Source organism: Tumebacillus lipolyticus, from assembly GCF_042682745.1.
In the GTDB taxonomy this organism is placed as follows: Bacteria; Bacillota; Bacilli; order Tumebacillales; family Tumebacillaceae; genus Tumebacillus_A; species Tumebacillus_A lipolyticus.
Map to the genome: position 1 here is coordinate 33,358 of NZ_JBHUIO010000011.1, position 22,304 is coordinate 55,661.

General features: G+C 55.3%; 22 protein-coding genes. 11 read left to right on the forward strand and 11 right to left on the reverse strand.

Annotation, left to right across the window (positions count from 1 at the left end):
• Positions 1-29: 29 nt before the first annotated feature.
• On the reverse strand, positions 30-1,805 hold the full coding sequence (locus ACFSOY_RS16370) for a B12-binding domain-containing radical SAM protein (RefSeq protein WP_386048442.1): 1,776 nt from the start codon (positions 1,803-1,805) through the stop codon (positions 30-32).
• Between the two features lie 80 nt (positions 1,806-1,885).
• On the opposite strand from ACFSOY_RS16370, the gene ACFSOY_RS16375 reads away from it, so the two are divergent.
• Positions 1,886-2,215, forward strand: a complete 330-nt coding sequence (locus ACFSOY_RS16375; protein ID WP_386048444.1) for a YunC family protein — start codon at positions 1,886-1,888, stop codon at positions 2,213-2,215.
• A gap of 77 nt (positions 2,216-2,292) precedes the next feature.
• Here the strand turns inward: ACFSOY_RS16375 and ACFSOY_RS16380 are convergent, their stop codons facing one another.
• Positions 2,293-3,540, reverse strand: coding sequence for a glycosyltransferase family 2 protein (locus ACFSOY_RS16380; protein WP_386048446.1), 1,248 nt, complete (start codon positions 3,538-3,540; stop codon positions 2,293-2,295).
• A gap of 220 nt (positions 3,541-3,760) precedes the next feature.
• Here ACFSOY_RS16380 and ACFSOY_RS16385 point away from each other — a divergent pair, with 220 nt between their 5' ends.
• Positions 3,761-4,759, forward strand: coding sequence for a hypothetical protein (locus ACFSOY_RS16385; protein WP_386048448.1), 999 nt, complete (start codon positions 3,761-3,763; stop codon positions 4,757-4,759).
• A 37-nt stretch (positions 4,760-4,796) separates the two neighbouring features.
• Positions 4,797-5,417, forward strand: coding sequence for a DedA family protein (locus tag ACFSOY_RS16390; protein ID WP_386048449.1), 621 nt, complete (start codon positions 4,797-4,799; stop codon positions 5,415-5,417).
• 63 nt (positions 5,418-5,480) lie between these two features.
• Here ACFSOY_RS16390 and ACFSOY_RS16395 read toward each other — a convergent pair whose 3' ends face one another.
• From ACFSOY_RS16395 to phnC, 5 genes are all read right to left on the reverse strand, one after another.
• Positions 5,481-6,647, reverse strand: coding sequence for an MFS transporter (locus ACFSOY_RS16395; RefSeq protein WP_386048451.1), 1,167 nt, complete (start codon positions 6,645-6,647; stop codon positions 5,481-5,483).
• A 30-nt stretch (positions 6,648-6,677) separates the two neighbouring features.
• A complete protein-coding gene (locus tag ACFSOY_RS16400) occupies positions 6,678-6,956 on the reverse strand; it encodes a hypothetical protein (protein WP_386048453.1) in 279 nt (92 codons plus the stop codon).
• A gap of 132 nt (positions 6,957-7,088) precedes the next feature.
• Entirely contained in the window at positions 7,089-7,901 is an 813-nt protein-coding gene (gene phnE / locus ACFSOY_RS16405; RefSeq protein WP_386048455.1) for a phosphonate ABC transporter, permease protein PhnE, read from the reverse strand.
• A complete protein-coding gene (gene phnE / locus ACFSOY_RS16410; RefSeq protein ID WP_386048457.1) occupies positions 7,898-8,680 on the reverse strand; it encodes a phosphonate ABC transporter, permease protein PhnE in 783 nt (260 codons plus the stop codon). The genes phnE (ACFSOY_RS16405) and phnE (ACFSOY_RS16410) overlap by 4 nt, the downstream gene beginning before the upstream one ends.
• Positions 8,677-9,456 carry a phosphonate ABC transporter ATP-binding protein gene (phnC, locus tag ACFSOY_RS16415; RefSeq protein WP_386048459.1) on the reverse strand — a complete coding sequence of 260 codons (780 nt, stop codon included), beginning with the start codon at positions 9,454-9,456 and terminating at the stop codon, positions 8,677-8,679. The genes phnE (ACFSOY_RS16410) and phnC overlap by 4 nt, the downstream gene beginning before the upstream one ends.
• Positions 9,457-9,698: 242 nt before the next feature.
• On the opposite strand from phnC, the gene ACFSOY_RS16420 reads away from it, so the two are divergent.
• Positions 9,699-10,541, forward strand: coding sequence for an HAD family hydrolase (locus tag ACFSOY_RS16420; RefSeq protein ID WP_386048461.1), 843 nt, complete (start codon positions 9,699-9,701; stop codon positions 10,539-10,541).
• Positions 10,542-10,601: 60 nt separating this feature from the next.
• On the opposite strand, the gene ACFSOY_RS16425 is transcribed toward ACFSOY_RS16420, so the two are convergent.
• The 3 genes from ACFSOY_RS16425 to ACFSOY_RS16435 form a co-directional block, all read right to left on the reverse strand.
• Complete coding sequence (locus ACFSOY_RS16425; RefSeq protein WP_386048462.1) at positions 10,602-12,584, reverse strand: methyl-accepting chemotaxis protein; 1,983 nt, start codon at positions 12,582-12,584, stop codon at positions 10,602-10,604.
• Positions 12,585-12,695: 111 nt separating this feature from the next.
• Positions 12,696-13,526, reverse strand: coding sequence for a Cof-type HAD-IIB family hydrolase (locus ACFSOY_RS16430; protein ID WP_386048463.1), 831 nt, complete (start codon positions 13,524-13,526; stop codon positions 12,696-12,698).
• 16 nt (positions 13,527-13,542) lie between these two features.
• Positions 13,543-14,805, reverse strand: a complete 1,263-nt coding sequence (locus tag ACFSOY_RS16435) for an HD domain-containing protein (protein ID WP_386048465.1) — start codon at positions 14,803-14,805, stop codon at positions 13,543-13,545.
• Positions 14,806-14,978: 173 nt separating this feature from the next.
• Here ACFSOY_RS16435 and ACFSOY_RS16440 point away from each other — a divergent pair, with 173 nt between their 5' ends.
• The 5 genes from ACFSOY_RS16440 (at position 14,979) to ACFSOY_RS16460 (ending at position 19,205) form a co-directional block, all read left to right on the forward strand.
• Complete coding sequence (locus ACFSOY_RS16440; RefSeq protein WP_386048467.1) at positions 14,979-15,407, forward strand: hypothetical protein; 429 nt, start codon at positions 14,979-14,981, stop codon at positions 15,405-15,407.
• 66 nt (positions 15,408-15,473) lie between these two features.
• Positions 15,474-15,941, forward strand: coding sequence for a thioredoxin-dependent thiol peroxidase (gene bcp, locus ACFSOY_RS16445; protein ID WP_386048469.1), 468 nt, complete (start codon positions 15,474-15,476; stop codon positions 15,939-15,941).
• Positions 15,942-16,418: 477 nt separating this feature from the next.
• Positions 16,419-17,504: a sporulation integral membrane protein YtvI gene (ytvI, locus tag ACFSOY_RS16450; RefSeq protein ID WP_386048471.1), complete on the forward strand. Its 1,086-nt coding sequence runs from the start codon at positions 16,419-16,421 to the stop codon at positions 17,502-17,504.
• A 52-nt stretch (positions 17,505-17,556) separates the two neighbouring features.
• On the forward strand, positions 17,557-18,591 hold the full coding sequence (gene ytvI, locus ACFSOY_RS16455) for a sporulation integral membrane protein YtvI (RefSeq protein ID WP_386048472.1): 1,035 nt from the start codon (positions 17,557-17,559) through the stop codon (positions 18,589-18,591).
• 80 nt (positions 18,592-18,671) lie between these two features.
• A complete protein-coding gene (locus tag ACFSOY_RS16460; RefSeq protein ID WP_386048474.1) occupies positions 18,672-19,205 on the forward strand; it encodes a hypothetical protein in 534 nt (177 codons plus the stop codon).
• 26 nt (positions 19,206-19,231) lie between these two features.
• On the opposite strand, the gene ACFSOY_RS16465 is transcribed toward ACFSOY_RS16460, so the two are convergent.
• Positions 19,232-20,551 carry an MDR family MFS transporter gene (locus ACFSOY_RS16465; RefSeq protein WP_386049506.1) on the reverse strand — a complete coding sequence of 440 codons (1,320 nt, stop codon included), beginning with the start codon at positions 20,549-20,551 and terminating at the stop codon, positions 19,232-19,234.
• A gap of 27 nt (positions 20,552-20,578) precedes the next feature.
• On the opposite strand from ACFSOY_RS16465, the gene ACFSOY_RS16470 reads away from it, so the two are divergent.
• Entirely contained in the window at positions 20,579-21,445 is an 867-nt protein-coding gene (locus tag ACFSOY_RS16470; protein WP_386048476.1) for a LysR family transcriptional regulator, read from the forward strand.
• Between the two features lie 274 nt (positions 21,446-21,719).
• The gene (locus tag ACFSOY_RS16475; RefSeq protein ID WP_386048478.1) at positions 21,720-22,226 is read left to right on the forward strand and encodes a C39 family peptidase; all 507 of its coding nucleotides are present in this window, start codon (positions 21,720-21,722) and stop codon (positions 22,224-22,226) included.
• Positions 22,227-22,304 lie beyond the last annotated feature (78 nt).

The following is a 22,304-nucleotide window of genomic DNA, read 5'->3' on the forward strand; positions in this document are numbered from 1 at the left end:
TTCACATCGATCATCGAGGTTGAATTTGATCATCCCTGCAGCTGCAGCGATTTGACCGCACTCTTCTTGCAGGTGAAAAACTGCGGCTCCTGTTTCTGACCTGGCTCATAGTAGGTGAGCAGCAAGTGCTCTTCGCCCGACTCAAAGGCGAGCCCTTTCTGGTCGAGCAGTTGAAACGGCACCGTCTCCAGCAGACAGTGCTTATGAATATCCTGCTCGCTCAACTTCAGCTGCTCATACTGTTTACCGAGCACGCTCGGGTCGGCCACAAACGATTGGATGTACTGCTGAGTCGCGCGCTTGTCCAGCGTGCGCTCCCACCAGATGCCGCGCGGCTTGTTTTTGAAGCCGATCAGATAGTCGATCTTCATCAGGCCGAGCACCACCTCCGCCCGTTTCAAGCCGTGTACCTGCAGAAACTGGTGCAGGCGCCTGAACAGATCTTCCACCTGATGTCCGATGCGGTTCCACCCCTGCTCTTCCCAATAGTCGCCAAACGATTGGAAGAAGTCGAACGCAGAGGGAAACTCTTCTGCCACCAGATAGCGCACCGTGCGGTTGGTGCGATGCGCATTCCAATATTTCTCCAGCACGTCCTCCACCCGCTTGATGCGGATCACATCGTCGAAGGGCAAGACATCGTTGCTCAAGATCTCATAAGGTGCCTTGTCCATAAAATGATAGCCGTACTTCTGCGCATCGAGCCGCACCCCGACACCGCGAAGCATCTTTAAAAAGCCGAGCTGCAACTCTTCGATCTCCAGCGCAAACACATCGTTAAACGTCTTTTTAAAAGACTGATAATCTTCCATCGGCAGACCGGCGATCAGATCCAGATGCTGATCGATCTTGCCGGTGCGCTTGACGCTGAGCACCGTGTTGGTCAGCTTCTCCCAGTTCTGCTTGCGCTGCACCAACTCGTTGGTCACATCGTTCGTCGATTGCACGCCGATCTCAAAGCGAAACAGTCCGGGCGGCGCATGTTCGGCCAGATAGTCGACCACCCGCGGCTTCAAGATGTCTGCTGTGATCTCAAATTGAAACACCGTGTCCTGATGATTTTGAATCAAAAACTCGAAGATCGACAGCGCATACCGCATGTGGATGTTAAATGTGCGATCGACAAATTTGATCGTCTTCACCCCACCGTCGATCAGCCGTTTCAAGTCCGCCTTAGTGCGCTCCAGATCGAAATAGCGAACGCCCGTCTCGATCGAGGACAAGCAGTATGAGCAGGAGAACGGGCATCCGCGCGAGCATTCGAAATAGACCACGCGGTTGACCAGCGTGGGGATGTCCTCCTCCTCAAAGGGAGATGGGATCTCATCCAGCTCCAACTTCTCCCGGAAAAAGGTGCGTCGTACCGCGCCCGTCTCCTCGCGATACAAGATTCCAGGCACCGTCTCCCACCGATCGTTGCGCTCGATCGCCTGCAGCAGATGGTGAAAAGTCTTCTCCCCCTCGCCGACGACGATCGCATCCACCTCGCGAATGCGCGCCATCCACTCTTCCGAATCATAGGAGACCTCTGGCCCACCCAGGACGATCTTCACATCGGGCAACACTTTGCGCAGCATCTCCACGATCGGGATCGTCTCTTCGATGTTCCAAATGTAGCAAGAAAACCCGATCACATCCGGCTTGCGCTTGTAAATATCGGCGACGACGTTCATCGCTTGGTCTTTGATCGTATATTCGCAGAGATCGATGTTTGGAAAATCTTTTTTTGCATAGGCGCGCAGGTAGCGCAGCGCGAGTGAGGCGTGGATATATTTTGCATTGAGAGTTGCCAGCACAATTTTCATTTCGTTCCTCCGTGACTTCTAGTGATCCTGCCCTGATCATATCGTGTTAGTGAATGGCACCTTTGACAAGGAGGAGTTCGATGATCAACGTCATTCCCATCCCATTCGAGGATCGCATCGCACTTGGAATTTCGGTTGTACTCCCAAAGACCAACCTCGTGATGGTCACCACCGAAAAAGGATACATCATGTGTGGTGCGCTCGATGTCGGGCTGCTCAACGAGAAGCTCGCCAGCCGCGAGATCATCGCCGGTCGGGCGGTCGGCGTCAAGACGCTCGATGAACTGCTGGCAGCACCGCTTGAATCGACCACATTCAAGGCGCAAGAATTGGGCATCGTCCCAGGCACTTGCGGTCGCGACGCCATCAAGATCATGCTCGGTCTCGACGGCGAGGCGAAGATGAACTGACAGGCGTTCCTCCTTACTTTTCCCCACAAAGGATACACAGAAACACCCCCTGCTTTCGCGGGGGGTGTTCATTTTGCTTAGTTGCTCAGCTCATCCAAGCGAATCGCGCGGGTATGCTCCGTATGGCTCCACTTCTTGTTGTTCTTCGTAAAGTAAGCGAACAGCGTGATCGGGAACCATGTGAGCAAGAAGATGGGAAAGATCGGCAAATACAAGTATGACTTCCAATGCGCTTTTTCCAAGATCATCGAGAGCGGAAGTTGCGCATACAAGAAGATGTTGATCACCACCCAATATGGGGTCGGCAGCATCACATCTTGGATGTCGGTGATCGCCCACCAAGATGGCATCATCCACTGCAAGTACAGAATGATCGTGGTGAACAGAATGATCAGCACGCGCATCGGCTGGAACAGATAGAGAGCCGCATCGAGCATCGCCCAATTGCGGTTCTTGATGCTCTTGCCCATCAACGGCCAGAAATAGCGGGACGCGCAGTCGAAGTGACCTTGCATCCAACGCAGCCGTTGGCGCCAAGAAGCGCGCATCGTATGTGGCTTCTCATCGAACACTTTCGCGTTGTGCGCCCAGGTCGGATAGATTCCACGCTCGACACAGCGAGCGGTAAACTCCACATCTTCTGTCAAGGAGTGAGCACCCCAGCCCATTTCCTTGAGCAAATCTGCGTCGATGCAGATCCCCGTACCGCCCAGCGCGTTCGCAAGCCCCAAGTTGTAGCGGGCAAACTGCCACGTGCGGTTGGCGATGCAGTAGGAGATCGCATAGGAAGCGGTGATCCAAGTGTCGTTCGGGTTCTTCGTGCCCAGGTACCCTTGGATGACCTTGTCGCCGTTCATCAGCTTCTCGTTCATGTGTACGAGAAAGTCTTTGGCTGCCAAGTTATCCGCATCGAACATGACGACCGCATCGTACTTCTTCTCCTGTTCCCACAGGCGTTCCAGCATCCATTCGATCGCATACCCTTTGCCGCGCTTCGTATCATCAAAGCGCTCAAATGCGAGCGCATTGGCGTTGCGAACGATCTCAGCCGTGTTATCCGTACAGTTGTCACAGATGACAAAAATATCATAGAGCTCTCTCGGATATTCCAACTGATGCAGGTTTTCGATCAAAGGCTCAATTACTTCCGCTTCATTATGCGCCGCGACGAAGATCGCAAACGACTTCTTCGGCGCATGAGTTATCGTATCTTTAGGCTTTCTGTAGCCGAAAAGGGATACGCCAACCTGATAAGCACTTAAAGCACCCGTCAAACCTTGAAGTGCAATAAATGCACCGTCCGCCAGAGTTCCTAATATGCTCATGTAAGTTTTCCCTCGCTTTTGATGGTTGCATCTCTCAACCATATTTTGATTGAGAAGATCAGTTTCTGTCAACTGCAATTGTTCTTCGAAAACACATGCTAACCTACTATAACAGATATGCCTTTGCAGGACAAGTATACGCAGATCATTATAATTTTCCTGACGCTCGCACCATACATTGTAGAAAGTTTGCTCTACTGAATGCGGAGGTGAGCGTCGCTTGCTCTCAGTTCAACATCTGCTTGAAACGCACTGGCAGCTCGCCGTCGAAAAGGTAATCCCAGTCGGCCCTGTCTGGAAGATCGAAGCTGTACAGGGTGACTTCTGCTTGAAGCGCGGCAAACGCAGCCTTTCGCGCCTGATGTTCGATCATCATGCGATCGAATATCTGTGGCGACAAGGATTCACCCGCACACCTCGGCTGATCCCCACCGTTCACGGCGAAGCGATCAATCGGACGGACGACGGCAACTTTTTCCTGACCCGCTGGGTAGGCCGTCCGCTCAACCCGCACGCAAAAGCGGAATGGCTCGCCGCAGCAGCTGTGCTTGGCGATTTTCATCAGCTGTCCAGCGGGCTCTCCCTCCCGCCGCAAAGCACTGCGGTCTTCTTTTCCAGCAGATGGACGCGCCGCTTTGCGGAGCGCACCGAAGAGCTGCAGCTTGCGCTTGCGACGCTTGAGCGACCACAAAACGCTTTTGAAGATGTGGTTCGCCGCGATGCTGCACAGATTCTGTCGCAAGCGAAGCGTGCGACCGACCTGCTGATGCGATCCGACTACGAGCGAATGGTGCAAAAGGTGCAGCGGATGCCTTCGCTGGTGCACGGCAACGTCAAGGGGGAGAACTTCGCGATCGACGCTCACGGTCAGGTCTCGCTGATCGACTTTGATGCGTTTCGGCTCGACGTTCCTGCGTCCGACCTTGTCAACCTATTTCAAAACGTGCTTCCCGGCTTGAACTGGTCACCAGAAGATGCGCTCGACATCTTGGCTGCCTACCACCGCGCACGCCCTGTCGCGCCAGCCGAGATCGAAGTGCTGCTCGCCCTGCTCAGCTTCCCTCATCAGGCGTATAAAGAACTACACAAATACAAGCAGCAAGCGGATCGCCCTTTGGAAAAGGCACTGCGCAAATGGCACCCTGCTGTGAACGAAATGTATCAGACTGATGAATTTTTGAAAAAATGGGCAATTCTCCTCGAAAAACGTGTACAATAGGTAGCAGATTGAACAAGACAAGCGAGGTATTGTACACATGCTGCATTCACTGCTCGAATGGCTCTCGAGCATCGCGACAGGGCTGATCGAAACTTTGGGGCACTGGGGTATCTTCTGGGGGATGTTGATTGAAAGCGCATGCATCCCGCTGCCGAGCGAAGTGATCATGCTCTACGGCGGTTTCAAAGCGGAAGAGGGCCTGCTTTCCTTCTGGCCTGTCGTCTGGGCTGGAGTCTTCGGCAATCTGGTCGGCTCTGTGCTCACCTATTGGATCGGTGCAAGCGGCGGTCGCGCCTTTTTGCTCAAGTATGGCAAGTATATCCTGATCAGCGAAAAACATATCGTCACCGCCGACCGCTGGTTCAGCAAGTATGGCGATTGGGCTGCGTTCTTCGGGCGCAACCTGCCGGTCATTCGCACGTTCATCTCATTGCCTGCCGGTATCGCCCAGATGAACTTCTGGAAGTTCACCATCTTCACCTTTATCGGTTGCATCCCCTGGAACTTGGCACTCACATGGTCCGGATTTAAACTGGGCGCCAACTGGGCGAGCATCGAACCGTACATCAAGCCGTTCTCCTACGGCATTTTGGCCCTGCTGATCCTCGCGATCCTCTGGTTTGTCTACAAAAGCTTGCGCACACGCATCGCACATTAATCCAAATGCAAAACCCGCGCCTGCCTCGATGGCAGTGCGCGGGTTTTTTTCTTCGTCTTTCTTCTAGGCGGCTGGCTTCGCGTCACCCGCACGCCCCACGTAGATGCGATAGAGCACAAAGGCGATGATGGTGAGCAAAATCCCGCCGAGATATGGGAAGTTGATCGAGAGCGCGAAGACGGCTCCCCCCAGCGGCGGCCCGACGATTCGGCCGAGCGACTCGAAGGAGGAGAGCAGACCTGTTGCCGCCCCCTGACCGACCTTCGTGCGCTTGCTGATCAGCGCGGAGACAGCAGGGCGGATCAGGCCGTTGCCGATCCCGAAGACAGACAGGAAGAGGGCAGCCGTCCAGAAGCTGTCGGTGAGCAGGATCAGTCCAAAGCCCACAGCGGAGACCACCAGGCCGAGTTGAATGACCAAGCTCTCCCCGCGCTTCTTGATCAGGCGACCGACCAGACCCCCTTGCACAAAAGCGCCAGCCAGACCCATGATCATGAAGATGTAGCCCAGATGCACCGTGTCCAGACCGGCTTTTTCTGCAGCGTAGTAGGCGAACGTGCCTTCCAGTGCAGCCAGCGAGAAGGAGACGAAGAACATCAACACGTACAGGATCGAAAGCGAGCCGGAAAACGCGCTCCAGCGAGACTCTTGCGCCCCGCCCTTTTTCAAGCGTCGCTCAGGCGGCAGCGACTCCTTGAGCACAAACGCGACGAAGAGGAACGTGATCGCCGACACGATGCCTGCGATCAAAAATGGCGTCGAGTAGCTTTCGGCTGAGAACACGCCGCCGATCGCCGGGCCAAAGATAAAGCCGAGCCCGACTGCCGCTCCGATCATCCCCATGCCCTTGCCGCGATTTTCTGGCGAGGTGATGTCCGCCACATACGCCATGACGGTCGGCATGTTCGCCGAGGAGAGGAAGCCGGCGAGGATGCGCGAGGCGAACAGCATCCAGAGCTGATCAGAAAACGCGAAGAGGAAGAACGACAGCGACAGACCGGAGATCCCGATCATGATGACCGGCTTGCGGCCGATGCGGTCGGAGATGCCTCCCCAGAACGGGGCGAACAGAAATTGCATCACCGAGTAGGAGGCCATCAGCAGACCCAGTTGAAACGGCGTCGCGCCCAACTGTTCCGCGAAGAACGGCATGACCGGGATGATGATGCCAAACCCGAGCATGACCAAGAACATGACTGCGAACAAAATGCCCAGCGCTTTCTTGTTCACCTTCTCTACACCCTTTCTTGCTCGTTACGATTAGCGTCCGCGACGGAGCGCTTTCGCTGCGAATGCGCCGAGGAACGCACCGATCAGCGCTAAGACGATATCGGTCAAAACTGGCGTTGACGTACCCCCGATCTCGATGATGGGTCCAACGTACAGTTTCAGCATATGACCGCCGACAAACATCAATCCCTGAGCCAAAATCACGCCAAACAGAATCGAAAACAGCTTGGGCGCTTTCAATAAAATCGTCGCGATCAGAGCGCAGACGATCGCAACGCCCCAAGTGAACAGCATAAACATTCCGGACACGACAGAAGCCTCCTTTTGATCTACACGACCGCTTGCTCAATATGTACTTCCCTATTGTAGACTACTTGCCCGCTCTCTGCCACTCAAACGAAAAGCCCGGTCGTCGAGGACCGGGCTTTCGGCGTGAGAAGATTATACCAAGCGCTTCCGAATCGCACCGGAGATCGTGTCGATCGCCATGACGACAAGGATGATCCCGATCAAGATCGCACCTACGCGATTCCAATCGTGCCCGATCAAAGCGAAGAGCAACGGCGTACCGATACCGCCGGCTCCTACCATCCCGAGGACGGAGGCAGCGCGGACGTTGATCTCAAACTTGTAGAGCGCATAGGACATAAACTCAGGCAACACTTGCGGCAGGACGGAGAACCATAGCGTCTGGATGCGGTTCGCACCACAGGCGTTCATCGCCTCCATCGGGCTTTCGTCCATGTTCTCGATCGCCTCAGAGTACAGTTTGCCGATCATCCCGATCGAGTGGAAACCGATCGCCAAAACCCCGGCAAACGGACCGGGACCTACGGCGACGATAAAGATGATCGCAACGATCAGCTCCGGCAGCGTCCGGATCACGTTGAGAATCCGCTTGCCCACCGAGGAGATCCAGCGATTCTTTTTGCTCATGTTCGTCGCAGCCAAGAAGCCGAACGGAATGGCGAGGGTCGCAGCGATCGTCGTCCCGAGCAGCGCGATCGCAATCGTCATGAACATGTTGTCGATAACGCCCTCATCTTCGGGGATGAACGACCACTCGACGTCGAAGATGTCCGAGATGATCCGACCTGCGACAGGCAAGCTCTCCTTGATCTTGCTCGTATCCAATTCGATGCCCGAAAAACACCAGGCGTACAAGAGGATGAAGAAGATCACATAGAGGGCGAGCTTAATCTTCTGAAAGAGTGTCTTTGGCGGCGCTGCCAATGGCTTGTTTTGTTGGCTCATATCAATTTCTCCCGAATTCTAGTAGAGATCGTGTCAATCAAGATCACGATGATCAAGGTGAACAGAATGATCGATGCGACATGCGTATATTGGTACATCGCAAGCGCCGTATTCAATACGAGACCGATCCCGCCAGCGCCGACAAGACCGAGAATCGCGGAAGCGCGCACACAAACTTCAAACGTATAGAAAACATAAGCGACAAACGCGGGGAGCGCTTGCGGCACGACGGCAAACCCGATGTATTGCAGCTTGTTCGCCCCGACTGCGGTCATCGCTTCCAGCGGGCCTGGATCGATCGTCTCGACAGACTCGTAGGTCATCTTGGTGATGATCCCGAAGGAGAACAGCGTGAGCGCCATGATGCCCGCGAACGGCCCCAAGCCTACGATCGCAACAAAGATACCTGCGAAGAGCAGTTCAGGAATCGTCCGGGTCACGTTGAGGATCGCTCGGGTGATCAGCACCACCTTGCGGCCAAAGATGTTGCTCGAAGCGAGCAAGATCATCGGAATGGAGAGCAAGGCGCCAAATGTCGTCCCGAGGATCGCCATCTGGATCGTCTCCAGCATCGGATCGAGAATTTCAATAAAATAGTTAAAGTCGGGTGGCCAGAGCTGCGCCATCATGTCCCCGATGTTCGGAAGTCCGTCGATCAGCTCTCCGATGTCACCTTTCACGCCCCGCCAAGAGACCACATAGAGAGCTGCGAGGATCAAAAATGCGATCGTATACTTCAGCTTCGATGGAGGCTTGATCTTTTTTTGCGCTTGGCTCATACCCCTTCCTCCGTGGTGCCAAGCAGTTCGTCCTTCTTGATCTTACGGCCGTAGATCTCGGAGAACACATCGTCTGTCGCCTGCTCGACCGGACCGTCAAACACGACCTTGCCGGCGCGAAGACCGATGATGCGAGTTCCGTATTCGCGAGCCAGATCCAAGAAGTGCAAGTTGACGACGGTGGTGATCCCGAGCTCGCGGTTGATGCGCTTCAGGTCGTCCATGACCTGACGAGTGGTCAGCGGGTCCAAAGAAGCGACCGGCTCGTCCGCCAAGATGATCTTCGCTTCCTGTGCCAATGCACGCGCGATCGAAACGCGTTGCTGCTGACCGCCAGACAGCTCATCCGCACGCGCATACGCTTTTTCGCGGATGTTGACCCGATCGAGCGCATCGAGAGCAAGCTCGACGTCGCGCTTCGGCCACAGCCCGAGCAGCGTGCGCATCGTGCCATGATAGCCGACGCGCCCAGAGAGGACGTTGCGAATGACGGAGACGCGCTTGACGAGGTTGAAGTTCTGGAAGATCATGCCGATATCGCGGCGGAAGTGACGCAGTTCTTGGCCCTTCGCCTTGGTGATCGACTTGCCGTCGATCAGGATCTCGCCATCGGTGATCTCATGCAAGCGGTTGATCGAGCGCAGCAGGGTCGACTTCCCTGCGCCAGAAAGCCCAACAATAATAACAAATTCACCCGGATGAATGGTCAGATTGATATTATCCAGGCCGACGGTCCCATTGGGATAAACTTTTCTCACTTGCTTAAATTCGATCATTCTCTTCCCAACTTTCATTTCGGTCTCATATTTTGACTAGTGGATACTTCATGCGAATGGACAGGTGTCTATACGGCAACAACGTTAGAGTGTATCCAGCGAAAGGCAAGTTCAATTGTATCGAAAAGCGCTTTCAAAAGAAAGACATACTTTGTATATTTTTTTCTCGATATGTGCGCAAATCAGATGTCTTACCTCTCGTTTGCGCTATAATAGAGCCTAGGAAAGGATGGGATGACCCAATGGATCTTTCACGCGTCAATCTGATCGTCTATGATTTGGACGGAACTCTCTATGAAGATACTCACCATTTCGACTATTACGCAAACGAGTTAAAGAAGCGTTTGCATCAAGATGTGCAGGGCAAGTTTCAGTCCGACTACGAGGCTGCGCTTCAGGATGAGCACCCGCTCCGCATCGGCCGTACATATGACAGCAATCGAGATCTGATCCTCGTGCAACTGAAGGGCGAGGTCACGCAGGCGTTCCACTGGGACGGCACCGAGCTTCCAGCTGATGAGGTGCGCAAGCTCTACCCGGAGCGAGTCACCGTCAACCTCGAAGATATGTTTTCGATCGGCGACATGTGGTGGGTACCCGGTTGCATGGCGCGCCACTACGGGCTGCAAGATGCGGGGACGAGCGAAGCGTTTCTCGCCACCCGCGAGTTTATGATGGGCCCCGATTTCCAGATGAACCGCATCCCAGGCCTGATCGAATCGATCGCCACCTCTCGCTCAGGCGGCGTGAAGCAGGTGCTCGTCACCAACTCGCCAGAGGTCGACTCGACCAAAATCTTGGAGAAGCTCGGCCTGCTCGACTCGTTCGACCTCAAAGTGTTTACCGCTCGCAAACCCTCGGGTACGAAAGCGGTGTTTGCACGCATCCACGAGCAGTTCGACCTGCCGTACGAAAACTTCCTCTCCGTCGGCGACAACTGGGTGAACGAAATCCTCCCCGCCCATGAGCTCGGCTGCCAGACGATCTACATCGATCCGCATGGCATCGGTCAGGGGCTTGAGTGCGACGCGCGCGTCACCTCGATGCAAGAAGCGCTCGCCTCGATTCGCGAGGCGGGAAAATAGTCGACACGCTACAAAAGGCACAGCTGCCGATCGGCAGCTGTGCCTTTTTTGGATGAAACGCTATCGTTTGAACTTGTCCGCATCATTTTGTAGTTCTTCTGCCAGCTCGGCCAGCCCGTTCGAGTTTTCGGCGATCGTGTGCACCATCGCGACCATCTCCTCGGTCGCAGCTGTCGTCTCCTCGACGCTCGCCACGATCTCAGATGCCATCTCTTTGACGGAGAACACAGCCTCAGCGCCCACTCCGGTGATCGCTTCCTGCTCGCTCGCGCCCTGACCGATGTCGACAACTTTGTTCTCCACCTCATCGATACGATGCAGGATTTCCGCAAAGGCTGCCCGCGTCGCATGCACAGCGTCCACGCCTTCTTCGAGGCGAAGATGCAAATGTCCGGTCGTATCGCACACATCGACCACGCTCTGCTTGATGCGCTCGACGAGCCGCTCGATCTCCTCGGTGGTGATGCGAGTCTGGTCGGACAGCTTGCCGACTTCGCTGGCAACGATCACAAATCCACGGCCGTTTTCCCCCGCTCGCGCCGCTTCGATCGACGCGTTCAGCGCGAGCATCCCCGTCTGTTTGGAGATCGCTTTGATCTGCTCCACCATGATGACGATCTCTTCTGCCACCGACTGCAGAGCGAGCACCTTGCGCTCGCTCTCCTGTGCGGACGACCTGATGATCCCCATCGTGCCGATCGAGCGATCGACCTCCTGATGCCCCTTGCCGGCCGCTTCTTTCATCTGGCCAGCTGCGAGAACGGTCGTCTGCGCGTGGTGAGAGATCGTCTGCGCCCGCTCAGACAGCGTGTGCAGTTGCGCTGCCGCCTCTTCCACCTGGGTGAACGAGCGGTCGACCAGCGACCGAATGTCTTCGGCAGAGGCGGCGATCAGCTGCAGGGAACTGCGCGCCTCCTCGGTCGATGCGGCAAACTCGCGGGAGTTTTCCGCGATTCGGTCGGAGCCTTCGTGCACGCCGGCGACCAGCTTGCGCAACCCCTCCGTCATCGCAGTAAACGCGCGGGTGATCTCGCCGATCTCATCTTTGCGATCGCTCTTCAGCGACGAGCGCTTGTCGTCCGACTGCGTGAGGTCGCCGGCAGCCACTCGCGCCATCTCCCCGCTGATGCGGCGCAGAGGACGCGATAGATTTTGATAGAACAGCCAGGAGAGCAATGCTCCGATGACGACCAGCAGGCCGATCGCCACCGAGCCGACCAACAGCAGGTTCGCGCGCACCTGTGCGCCCGTCGCCGAGACAGTTTCTGAGGCCAAGAAGCCGATCGGCTCGCCGAAGATGTCGACCAGCTTGTCGGCGCTCTCCGTGTGCTGACCAGACTTCGAGGCGGTCGAGGTGATCTGCGGCTGTTCGGTCGCACGCACTTCGGAGGCCAACAGCGGCGCTCGGCTCACATCGAACTCCTTGTTGGTCGAAACGACATTCTCCCCGTCAAAGACTGTGATGTCCGTCCGGTTGACACCGCGCACCGTCTCCAAAAAGTTTTCATTGACACTGCGGGTAAAGATCAGCACTCCGTTTGTCGGAGCGGTGCCCTCCTCGTTGGTGATCTTCGATAACGAGACCATCTGCAAGCCGCGCTCCGTTCGGATCAGGCCGATCATCCCCATCTCTTTGCCCATCTGCTCGACCATCTTCGGCAATTGCGCATCGAGGAAGAACGGTTGGTGCTCCCGCTTGATGATCAGATCACCCTCAAGATCGGTGATGTAGACAGAGGAGAGCGTCCCGACCACATCGAGCACCGAGAGCACGCTCTCTTCAAGAAACGCGCGGTTCCTCTCGGCGATCGCCTTATGATGTTCAGCCCAGAAGGCATTGTTCTTCACGCTCGACGCTAACTGTTCACCAACATAGTCGAACATCTGGTGGGCCGCTTGCAAATTGCTTGCCCCGCGCTCCGACTCGATGTCGTTCAAACTCGATTGAAGATCTTGATAAAACCACAGGCCCGCTGCGGAGAGCGGGACAAAAAGCAGGATAAAAATAGTGAGCAATATTTTAGTAGTGATTGAACTCCCCATTCTGGACTCCCCCTCGCCCATGACTTTAGACCCAAGGATAGTATTTCTACACCTGCCACCTTTTACCTCCCTTAAATCTGACAAAGAGGAGAATTCAGAATGGAGTTTTCACTATTTTAAGATGCGCTCATGGATCAGGTAGGCGACGCCATCCTCATCATTGCTTCTCGTCGTCCAATCGGCCGCTCGCTTCAGCTCTTCCACACCTTGCGCCATCGCGACGCCAAGACCTGCATACTCGATCATCTCCATGTCGTTCAAGTTGTCACCGACCGCGACCACCTCTTCGGCGGCGATGCCGAACTGTTTGGCCAGATGATCGATGCCAGCTGCCTTGCTCGACGCGTGATCGAACATCTCCAAGAACGTATACCCTGGGAAATCATAGGTCGAGACGAACATGCTAAACTTGTGATCGTCGATCTTCTTCAGGTCTTCGATCAACGGATTGACCTTTTCCGGCCGATCGATCAGGAGCACTTTCAACGGGTCGATTCCGGTCAGCTGCCGGAAATCTTCCACCTGCCGCGAGATGCTCGGGTCGCGATTGACAAACAGATAGGCTGCGTCAAACCCAGGGTCGCGATCATAGTAGGTGTCGATGCCTTCGAACGTGTGGACGAAGATGCTCGACCACAGTCCGTGACCGGCGATCACGTCTAAGATCTTGTGCGCCGTATCCACCGGAAGCGGACGGTGCAACAGCGTCTCTTTCTTCAGCGGGTCGACGATCACCGTTCCGTTCCCGAGGATGACCGGGACGTTCAAGCCCAACTCCTCGACCAGCGGGAGCACGCCCCGTAGGTTGCGCCCGGTCGCAAGCGTCACGATCACCCCTTCCGCATGAAGTTTGCGCACCGCGCTTTTAACTCCTTCTGTCAGGCGACCTTGCGAGTTGAGCAAAGTGCCGTCGATATCAGATACGATCATCTTGTAGTTCATGCTGCCGTTCCCCTCTCTAATCTCTCAGCGCATCCAGCCAGCCGCGAATCGGCTTGTAGTTTCCTTCCCCGCGCAAAACCTCTTTCGGGCAGAAGATGCGAAATTTTGATTCGGGCACCAGCGACCGCACCAGGGCGGAATGCTTGGAGATGTCGTCCAGTTGGCGCCCCTGCTCATCGATCAGGTTGATGCCCTGCATGTACATGTGGTATCCGTCTGTCGTCGCCGTTTGAAACGACAGGTAATAGTCCGGATCGACGCCGTGCGAGCGGAACATCTCCGCGATCGTCTCGCGCTCCACCTCTTTGAGCGCCCGCGTATCGACCGACCCGAACAGGCGGCGGTTGGTCAGACGGTCGGCAAGATCGCGCAAGATCGGGTCCTGCGCCCGCATCCAGCGCTGCAGCGTATAGGTCATCACGCTCTCGTCCAGTTCGAGATATTCCTTGACGGTGATCTCTTCGCCGGAGAAGAACGGCTTCAGCTCATCCGGCAAAAACAGATCCTCGTTTCGCTCCCACAGCTTTTGGGCGCGGGAGACCACATGGCGCAACAGCACATCGCTGCCGACCGTCACCGGATGCAAGTACACCTGCGAATACATAAAATAGCGGGCTAGGATGTATTGCTCCACCGTCTTCATGCCCGACTTTTTCACCACCACATCATCGCCGTGCGGGCGCATGATGCGGATCAGTCGCTCCAGTTCGAACGTCCCATAGGTCACGCCCGTGTTCAGCGCATCGCGAAGCAGATAATCCATCCGATCCACATCGAGCTGAGAAGAGATCAGCTTGACGACCAGCGGATATTTGCTCTTTTTGGCGATCACGCTGGCAACATCTAAGGCGAACGCATCATCGACTCGCTTCAGAATGTCATTCACTTCCGGGTCCTCGATCAGAATGCGCTGCGTCCACGTCTCATGATGAAAGGGAAAGACGCTTTCGATCGTATGGGAAAACGGACCGTGTCCGATATCGTGAAGCAGAGCGGCGCACAGGGCGAGCATTCGAACCCGCTCATCGCCCGGCCAACCGAAATTGCGATCAAAATGGGACAGCACCTTGCGCATCGTCTCATACGTCCCGAGCGAGTGGGTAAACCGGCTGTGCTCCGCACCGTGAAACGTCAAAAAGGATGTGCCCAACTGCCTGATGCGGCGCAAGCGCTGAAACGCTCGCGTGTTGATCAGATCCCAGATCAGGCGGTCTTTCACATAGATGTAATCATGCACCGGATCTTTAAAAACCTTCTCTTTGTCGACCCATTCGACCATAAAATCCTCCCGTAAACTTGTCTGTCCTTCAGGAGAAGGATATCATATCTCTTTGAAAATCACATAACCTACAAGGAGTCTTTTCTGACAGGCATGGTTTTTTTCACTAATCTTTTCTATAATAATCATGGATCAAGACAAAACTACTTGCGTTCAAAGGGGTACTAAGAACGATGAATAAACACGACCGACTGACGTATCTGTTTGATCGATTGACAGAAGAGCAGCAACAGGACCTGCTCAACCTGATGGAAATGTGGAACAACATGCCGCGCCCGGCAGAAGGCGCGGGGGAGACGACGCTCAATCCGGCGCTCGAAGAGACGCTCGGCCGCGAATGGATGTGTCTGAACGCCTTGAAGAAGGTGGTGGCGACACATTTCCAACCGCGCTTAGAGCTCGGCTATGTCGCCTTCCACCCGTATCTCGACTCCGTCTCCAACGCCAAGTCTCGCCAAGCAGCCAAGACGATGTACACGCTCGAAGCCGCCTATGAGCTGAAGCGCATCTTCGAAGCGGAGCCCGACTCCGAGCTGTTCACCGGAGAGGTGGCCGACACGCTGCACTCCCTTTTGCATGCCAACGAGGAGGCGGACCGCTAAGCGGAGCGGTTTGATCGCGCTGACCGCTTTACACCACCTGATTACGACCCGATCGGAGGAGATCACATGGTAGAGATCGCCGTTGGCGTTCCAGCACCAGATTTCACACTGCCGGCAAGCGACGGAAATCATGTTCGACTGAGCGATTTCCGGGGAAAAAACGTTGTGCTCTACTTTTATCCAAAGGATATGACGCCAGGATGTACCCAACAGGCGTGCGATTTTCGCGATGCACACGCGCCCTTCGAACAGGTCGACGCGGTCATCCTGGGCATTTCGCCCGACCCGATCAAGCGACATGAGAAGTTTATCGAAAAGCATCAGCTGCCGTTTCTGCTGCTCGCCGACGAGCATCATGAAATCTGTGAGCTCTACGGGGTATGGAAAGAAAAGAGCATGTACGGCAAAAAGTTTTGGGGCGTTGAGCGCACCACCTTTCTGATCGACAAAGAGGGGAACATCGCGCAGATCTACGCCAAAGTGAAAGTCAAAGGCCATGTCGAAGCGGTGCTCCGCGATGTGACAAGCAGCTGATCGCAGATGATGAAGCATTCCTCATTCAAAAGGTACAGACATCCTCTTCAGGAGGGCGACAGAAGTTGCCCTCCGCACACCTTTCGACTCCTACGACATCACTCACACCTGAACGCGTTTTTCAAATGCAAAAGATAATCGGCAACAAGGGCGTCCGCTCGCTGTTTGCAAAAGCGATCCAACGAATATCGATTCCTGCCGGTGGCTATGTCGATACGATCATCACAGACTTGCCTGATATCCTGAACCAAACAGCTCCCTCCAAGTTCTCATTCACAAAGTTTCCTCCACACACAGATAAACATTGCGCCAGTTGGACGACACCACCTCAAGGTGCTTTCTCGACAATCTCACCAGCCTGCTCGACGAGCAATCGGTGACGATAGGGTGAGATCGCAAAAGACTGCGCGATCTGGTATCCTTTTCCTAAACAGAGACTTCCTAAACAGAGATCGATCAGATAAAAGGAGCGGACGTATGCTTTCCTTCGTGTTGAAACACCGCTATTCATTGATCAACTTTGCGCTGTGGGCGCTGTTCTTCTCGCTGGTCTATCTCGGACTGCGCTTCGCCCTGCCCTTTGTATTACCGTTGATCTTCGGCATCCTGATCACCATTCTGATGGAGCCGGTGGTCAAGCTGCTGCTCAAGGTCAAGCTGCCGCGCTGGATCGCTTCGCTGACCACCTTGATCCTCTTCTTCGGCGGAGGCGCCACCCTTTTGCTCCTGCTCGGCGCCAAGCTGATGATCGAGCTCGCCCACTTTAAAGATCGCGTGCCCGAGATGACGAAAGGCTTGGTTGGAAAAGGGTCAGATCTGCTGCATGAGGCGGTCGCCTTCTACGGCTCGCTGTCCCCGGAGATGAGCGAAAAGGTGCGGGAGAACCTCGGCAAGCTAGGCGAAGTTCTCGGCAAGATCGGCAAGGACGTATCCGACTGGGTGCTCAACGTGCTCGGCCAAGTCCCGAGCGCTGTGACGATCTTTTTGCTCTCCCTGCTGATCTCCTACTTTCTGTCCAAAGACTTTCCGCTCTGGCAGAGCCGCCTGTTCGGGCTGATCCATCCGAGCGTTCGTCAAAAAGGGGATGTCGTGCTCGACGACCTCGGCAAAGCGACGTTCGGCTATGTGCGCGCGCAGGCGATCCTGATCTCGATCACCTTCTGCCAAGTGCTGGTCGGACTGCTGATCCTCGGTGTGGACTATGCGTTCTCGCTGTCGGTGCTCGCCGCCTTTCTCGACATCTTGCCACTGCTCGGGACAGGCACGCTGTTCATTCCCTGGGCGATCTACATGTTCGTCACCGGCCATGTGAAGCTGGCTGTCGGCCTCTTGATCGTCTATGGCCTGATCGTCGCCGTGCGTCAGCTGCTGGAGCCGAAAATTCTCGCACAATCGATCGGCCTCGATCCGCTGGTCACGCTGGTCGTCATGTATGCCGGCTATCAGGCGATCGGATTCCTCGGCGTTTTGCTGGCGCCGTTTTTGATCATCACCTTCAAGTCCTTGCAAAAAGTGCGCGCCTTCGATTTTCTGATCGTCGATAAAATAGCAGACAAGAAGTGAGGAACATAGCCATATAGTAGCAATAGACAACCCGTCCAGAAGGGAGACCTCGATGAACCCTTACCTGAAAGCTCTCTGGATACTCCTGTTGATCGCAGCCGGCTATTTCATTCTGCCTCACAGCTTTCCCATCCTTGCCGCCCTGATCACCGCCGTCGTCTTAGAGCCGCTCGTCAAGCTGTTGCAACGCCTCTTCAAGATGAAGCGAATCTACGCGGTGATCGTCTCCTTCACCAGCTTTTTGTTGCTGTTTGGCGGTCTGTTGTTTTTCATCACCACGCGAATCGTCATCGAAGTGGTCGAGCTGTCCCGCTGGCTTCCCGGCTTCGTGCTCAATCTGGCCGACCCGATGCGAGAGTGGGCCAACAACATTCAGGCCTACTTCTCCTCGCTGCCGCCCGGATCGGTGCAAAATTTGCAGAGCACGTTGACCAAGACGATCGACTCCTTGAACGATCTGACGCTCTACCTGCTCAACGGGCTGGTCGGCCTGATCGGCTCGCTGCCCAACCTGATGGTGATCGCCGTCGTCTACATCATGGCGCTCTTCCTCTTCTCGCTCGACCTGCCAGCGCTGGTGCGCAGTTTTCTCGATCTGTTCGAGGAAAAAACACAGGCCAAAGTGCGCTTGGTGTTGAACAACCTCAACCGCGCGATCATCGGCTTTTTGCAGGCACAGGTGCTGATCTCCTTTCTCACCTATGACCTCGTGCTGGTCGGCCTGTGGATTCTCGGCGTCAAATATGCGCTCGCCATCGCTCTGATCATCGTGATCGTCGATGTGCTTCCCGTGTTTGGCACAGGCATTGTGATCGTGCCGTGGGCGCTGTACGCCTTCGCGACAGGCAACAGCTCGCTTGCGATCGGCCTGTTGGTCCTCTATCTGGTCATCCTCATCTTCCGGCGCATCATCGAGCCGAAGATCCTCGGCAACTCGCTCGGCATCTCTGCGCTCGCCACGCTGATCTCCATGTATCTCGGCTTCATGGTGCTCGGCTTCATCGGCTTGATCGTCGGCCCCACGCTGATCATCCTCTATCAAGCGCTTCGAGACGCCGGATTTTTCAAGATTCACATCCGGCTCTAATCTTTCTTTAAACGAGTGTTCGCTTGCTCTCCCCCCGTGATTTGTGATAATTTGAACGAAGGGAAGGAGCAGATGAACCTATGAAAAAAGCACTGTCTTCACTGCTGGTGGCCGCTCTTTGCGTAACTGCCCTCACCGGTTGCGGTGACAAACAAGCTGAGAACAACGGATCGACCGATAAACCGAAAACGGAAGTGCCCAAGCTGAACGAAGGGGAGAAGAACCCCCAAGGACAAGATCAGAACGAAGCCGAGAATGGCGAGGATAAAGTTCCAGAATCAACAGACGAGTCGCATCTGGAGATCAAGGAAGCGTTTGGCCTCTCCGGCTACCGCGCGATCTCGACTCGTCACCTGACCGGGATCGCCCTCGGCAAGCTGGAGCTGCCGATCGACGATCAGTTGCGCCTCACGCTGGCGAAAGCGATCAGCCTCGGCATTTCCGGGATCGAATGGCAACCGGAAGACGCACCGCCCGGCATCTTCTTGAGCACCGATGCTACCGAGTTTGCGATCGGCACCAAGCGCAAGAACGGCGAGCTCGTCCTCGATCGGTACAAGCTGGAAGGACAGGATTGGAAGAAGACCGGACGTGAGACCAAGCCGGGCAAATAACCGCCCGATGACACAGAAACACCCCCTCAGACAGCAGGGGGTGTTTCGCTTTTTCTACCAGTTCCGAACAGATGGGACGCCTGACGCTGACCCGCCCAGTAGAAGAGAGTGCCGATCTGCGCCACCACGGCGACGATCACAAACAATGTCTGCGCGCCCGAGCCGGACAGCGCGATCGCGCCGAGCGACGGACCGATCGAAGTGCCCAAATATTTAAAGTTCTGTGTGCCAAAATAGGCACCGCGCATCCCCTCGGGAGCCAGCCGATCGAGCAGGACGCTTCCGGCTGGAAAGCACAACACCTCGCCGAGCGTGAAGATCACCATCGCGATGATCATCATCGTCCAACCGTCCGCGACGGCGAATCCGAGAAAGCCGAACGCATAGAGCAGATTGCCAATCCAGATGTTTTGCAGCGGGGTCCGCCGTTCCGCCCAGGCGGAGAGCGGCATCTGCAGCAAGACGATCAGCACCGCGTTTATGGTAAGCAAGATGCCATAGAGCGTCACCCCCGCTTCGAACTGAAAGCCGACGTGCTGCGCCAGATTGGTGGTGATCTGGGAGTAGCAGAGCGTGCCCATGATGCTGCCGAGGATGAACAGCAGGAGCGCTTTGTCACCCCATACCGTCCAGAGCGCCTTGCGAAACGTCACGACCTCCTTTCGTTCCCCCTCCGCTTGCACCACTTCAAATCGAGTCAACAACACCTGCATCATCACGGCAAACCCGAGAAAGACAGCACCGGTGAGCAGAAAGGCGGACGCGCCTGCCGACATGCCGAGCGCAGCCCCGATCAGCGGTCCGACGCCCCAACCGAAATTGTTAAACGTATAGCGCAGTGAAAACACTCTGTATCGCTGCTCAGGTGTGGTCATATCGCTGAGCATCGCCTGGCCGACCGGCTCATAAAAGGCGCGACACAACCCTTGAAGGGCGGTCAGGGCGATAAACATCCAGAGCTCGGTGGCGAACGCATAGCAGGTGAAGACGGCCGTCCACAGGTACAGTGCGCTCATCATAATTTTTTTGCGGCCGAAACGATCGGATAGAGTCCCCCCGATAAAACCGCCGATCATCTCACAGAACATGCCGAGTCCGATCGTGATCCCGATCAAAGTCGGGCTGAGGTCGAGCTGCCGCGAAAGATAGAGCGCCAGAAACGGCATGCTCATCGAGGAAGCGACCCGGGCCATCATCGTGCCGAACAGGATGGAATGAACGATCGGATGATAATTGCGAAAATATGCTTGTAAGCGATTCATGATAGCTACCTCCTCGCAACTGCTTGATCTGTATGGTACTCCACATTCGGCAGTTTGTGTTATAGAATATTGATAGCAACCAATTCAAATATTCTATAACACGAGGCGCAAATGAATCTGGAAAACTTGGAAATGTTTCTGATGATCTCTCGCTTTGGCTCGATCAACAAGACGGCCGAGACGTTGTTTTTGGCGCAATCGACCGTCACACACCGCTTGAAGCAGCTGGAAAAACAGCTGGGAGTCACCCTGTTTGTCCGCACGGCGAACGGAGTTTCGTTGACCGCCGAAGGAAAAGGGTTCGTTCCAGTCGCCACCAGCATCGTCGAACAGATTCGCACCTTCACGCAAAATACAGCCCTGCTCAAACCGCTGACGATCGCTGCGGGCAAAGCGTTCGCCTCCTACGAACTTCCCCGCTTGCTCGGGCAGTACCGCAAAAACCATCCCGCTCTTCGCTGCTATGTGAAATCGACCTTGTACGAGGAGTCGATCACCGCGCTGCTCACCGGAGCGGCCGATATGGCGTTGCTCGGCAACGAAGTCTACCATCCACAGCTGTTGCAGATCGACCTGCCGAGCGACCGCATCGTGCTGATCGTAGCGCCCGAGCACCGTTGGGCCTCCGGTTTTAGCGGGTTTTCCGACTGGGGCGCCCAAGAGATGATCGTGTTTGGCGATGCGTCCGCACCCTTCCGCCAGCGCGTCGACCGCTTTTTGGTCGAGCGGGGCGTGTTTCCCAATGTGATCATGGAGCTCGATTCGTTCGGATCGGTCAAGCAGATGGTGATGCAAAACCTCGGCGTCGCGATGCTCCCCGAGCGGGTCATCCGCGAGGAGGTCGAGAGCGGACAGCTGATCGCACACGATCTTGCTGAGGGGACGCTCACCCGTCCGACGCTGATCGCCTATCCGAAACACAAACAGCAAGATCGCGACTTTCAATCCTTTCTCTCCTGGATCGTCGCCAACTATTGACCTGCTTCCCAACGAAGCAGGTCTTTTTGTTTGCCTTCTTATCCCTATCCATGACTGAGAAACAATTTCATGTAAGAAAAATACACATTATAAAATATCTCTAAATTGTAATTTTGTTTATTGACAGAAATATGAGATTCATGATAGTCTTGCATTAAGAATTATATATACTATGTTACTAGTTATTAGGAGGTTAAATCGAATGTTCAAAAAGATGTTGGCTTCAATCGCTCTTTCCGTAACTGTAATGGCTGCTGCTGTAGCAGTTCCGGGCATGGTTGCTCCGCAAACTGCGGAAGCTGCTTTCTCTGCACCGCTGTTTAAGCAAAACGCTTCTCCGTGGGGAACCGCGCTGATGGGCGGCGGCGACACGATGACGAAATCCGGTTGCACCGTGTCTTCTGTCGCGATGGCACTCCGCCACAAAGGCATCACCATCAGCGGCTCTGCTGCTGATCCGGGCACCCTGAACACCTGGCTGAAGAGCAATGGCGGCTACTCGGGCAACCTGCTCGTATGGGGCGCTGTACCGAAGCTCTCCAGCAAAATCACCTTCGACGGCCGCTACACTTCCGGCACCAGCCTGTCTGCAGCTACCCTGCGCTCCTACCTGGACGGCGGCAACAAAGCGATCATCGCAAACGTTCGCTCCGGCGCACACTGGGTACTGCTGACCAACCACAACGGCGGCACCGTGTTCAACGTAAACGACCCGGGCTACAGCACGACCACTCACAACTACTCCGACTTTGTCGGCTACGGTGTATACACCATCAACTAATCACGATCTCGTTGCGCGCACCGCTCAGGTACCGCAGCGAAACGCCAAGAAGACCACCCATTCGGGTGGTCTTCTTGC

Bases quoted from the DNA above. Each gene is read 5' to 3' on its own strand.
- ACFSOY_RS16460 (WP_386048474.1), top strand. From the start codon at position 18,672: ATGAAAAAAGCACTGTCTTCACTGCTGGTGGCCGCTCTTTGCGTAACT.
- ACFSOY_RS16470 (WP_386048476.1), top strand. From the start codon at position 20,579: ATGAATCTGGAAAACTTGGAAATGTTTCTGATGATCTCTCGCTTTGGC.
- ACFSOY_RS16425 (WP_386048462.1), bottom strand. From the start codon at position 12,584: ATGGGGAGTTCAATCACTACTAAAATATTGCTCACTATTTTTATCCTG.
- ACFSOY_RS16420 (WP_386048461.1), top strand. From the start codon at position 9,699: ATGGATCTTTCACGCGTCAATCTGATCGTCTATGATTTGGACGGAACT.
- phnE (WP_386048457.1), bottom strand. From the start codon at position 8,680: ATGAGCCAAGCGCAAAAAAAGATCAAGCCTCCATCGAAGCTGAAGTAT.
- ytvI (WP_386048471.1), top strand. From the start codon at position 16,419: ATGCTTTCCTTCGTGTTGAAACACCGCTATTCATTGATCAACTTTGCG.
- ACFSOY_RS16475 (WP_386048478.1), top strand. From the start codon at position 21,720: ATGGTTGCTCCGCAAACTGCGGAAGCTGCTTTCTCTGCACCGCTGTTT.
- bcp (WP_386048469.1), top strand. From the start codon at position 15,474: ATGGTAGAGATCGCCGTTGGCGTTCCAGCACCAGATTTCACACTGCCG.
- ytvI (WP_386048472.1), top strand. From the start codon at position 17,557: ATGAACCCTTACCTGAAAGCTCTCTGGATACTCCTGTTGATCGCAGCC.
- ACFSOY_RS16440 (WP_386048467.1), top strand. From the start codon at position 14,979: ATGAATAAACACGACCGACTGACGTATCTGTTTGATCGATTGACAGAA.
- ACFSOY_RS16380 (WP_386048446.1), bottom strand. From the start codon at position 3,540: ATGAGCATATTAGGAACTCTGGCGGACGGTGCATTTATTGCACTTCAA.
- phnC (WP_386048459.1), bottom strand. From the start codon at position 9,456: ATGATCGAATTTAAGCAAGTGAGAAAAGTTTATCCCAATGGGACCGTC.
- phnE (WP_386048455.1), bottom strand. From the start codon at position 7,901: ATGAGCCAACAAAACAAGCCATTGGCAGCGCCGCCAAAGACACTCTTT.
- ACFSOY_RS16430 (WP_386048463.1), bottom strand. From the start codon at position 13,526: ATGAACTACAAGATGATCGTATCTGATATCGACGGCACTTTGCTCAAC.
- ACFSOY_RS16435 (WP_386048465.1), bottom strand. From the start codon at position 14,805: ATGGTCGAATGGGTCGACAAAGAGAAGGTTTTTAAAGATCCGGTGCAT.
- ACFSOY_RS16375 (WP_386048444.1), top strand. From the start codon at position 1,886: ATGATCAACGTCATTCCCATCCCATTCGAGGATCGCATCGCACTTGGA.
- ACFSOY_RS16370 (WP_386048442.1), bottom strand. From the start codon at position 1,805: ATGAAAATTGTGCTGGCAACTCTCAATGCAAAATATATCCACGCCTCA.
- ACFSOY_RS16390 (WP_386048449.1), top strand. From the start codon at position 4,797: ATGCTGCATTCACTGCTCGAATGGCTCTCGAGCATCGCGACAGGGCTG.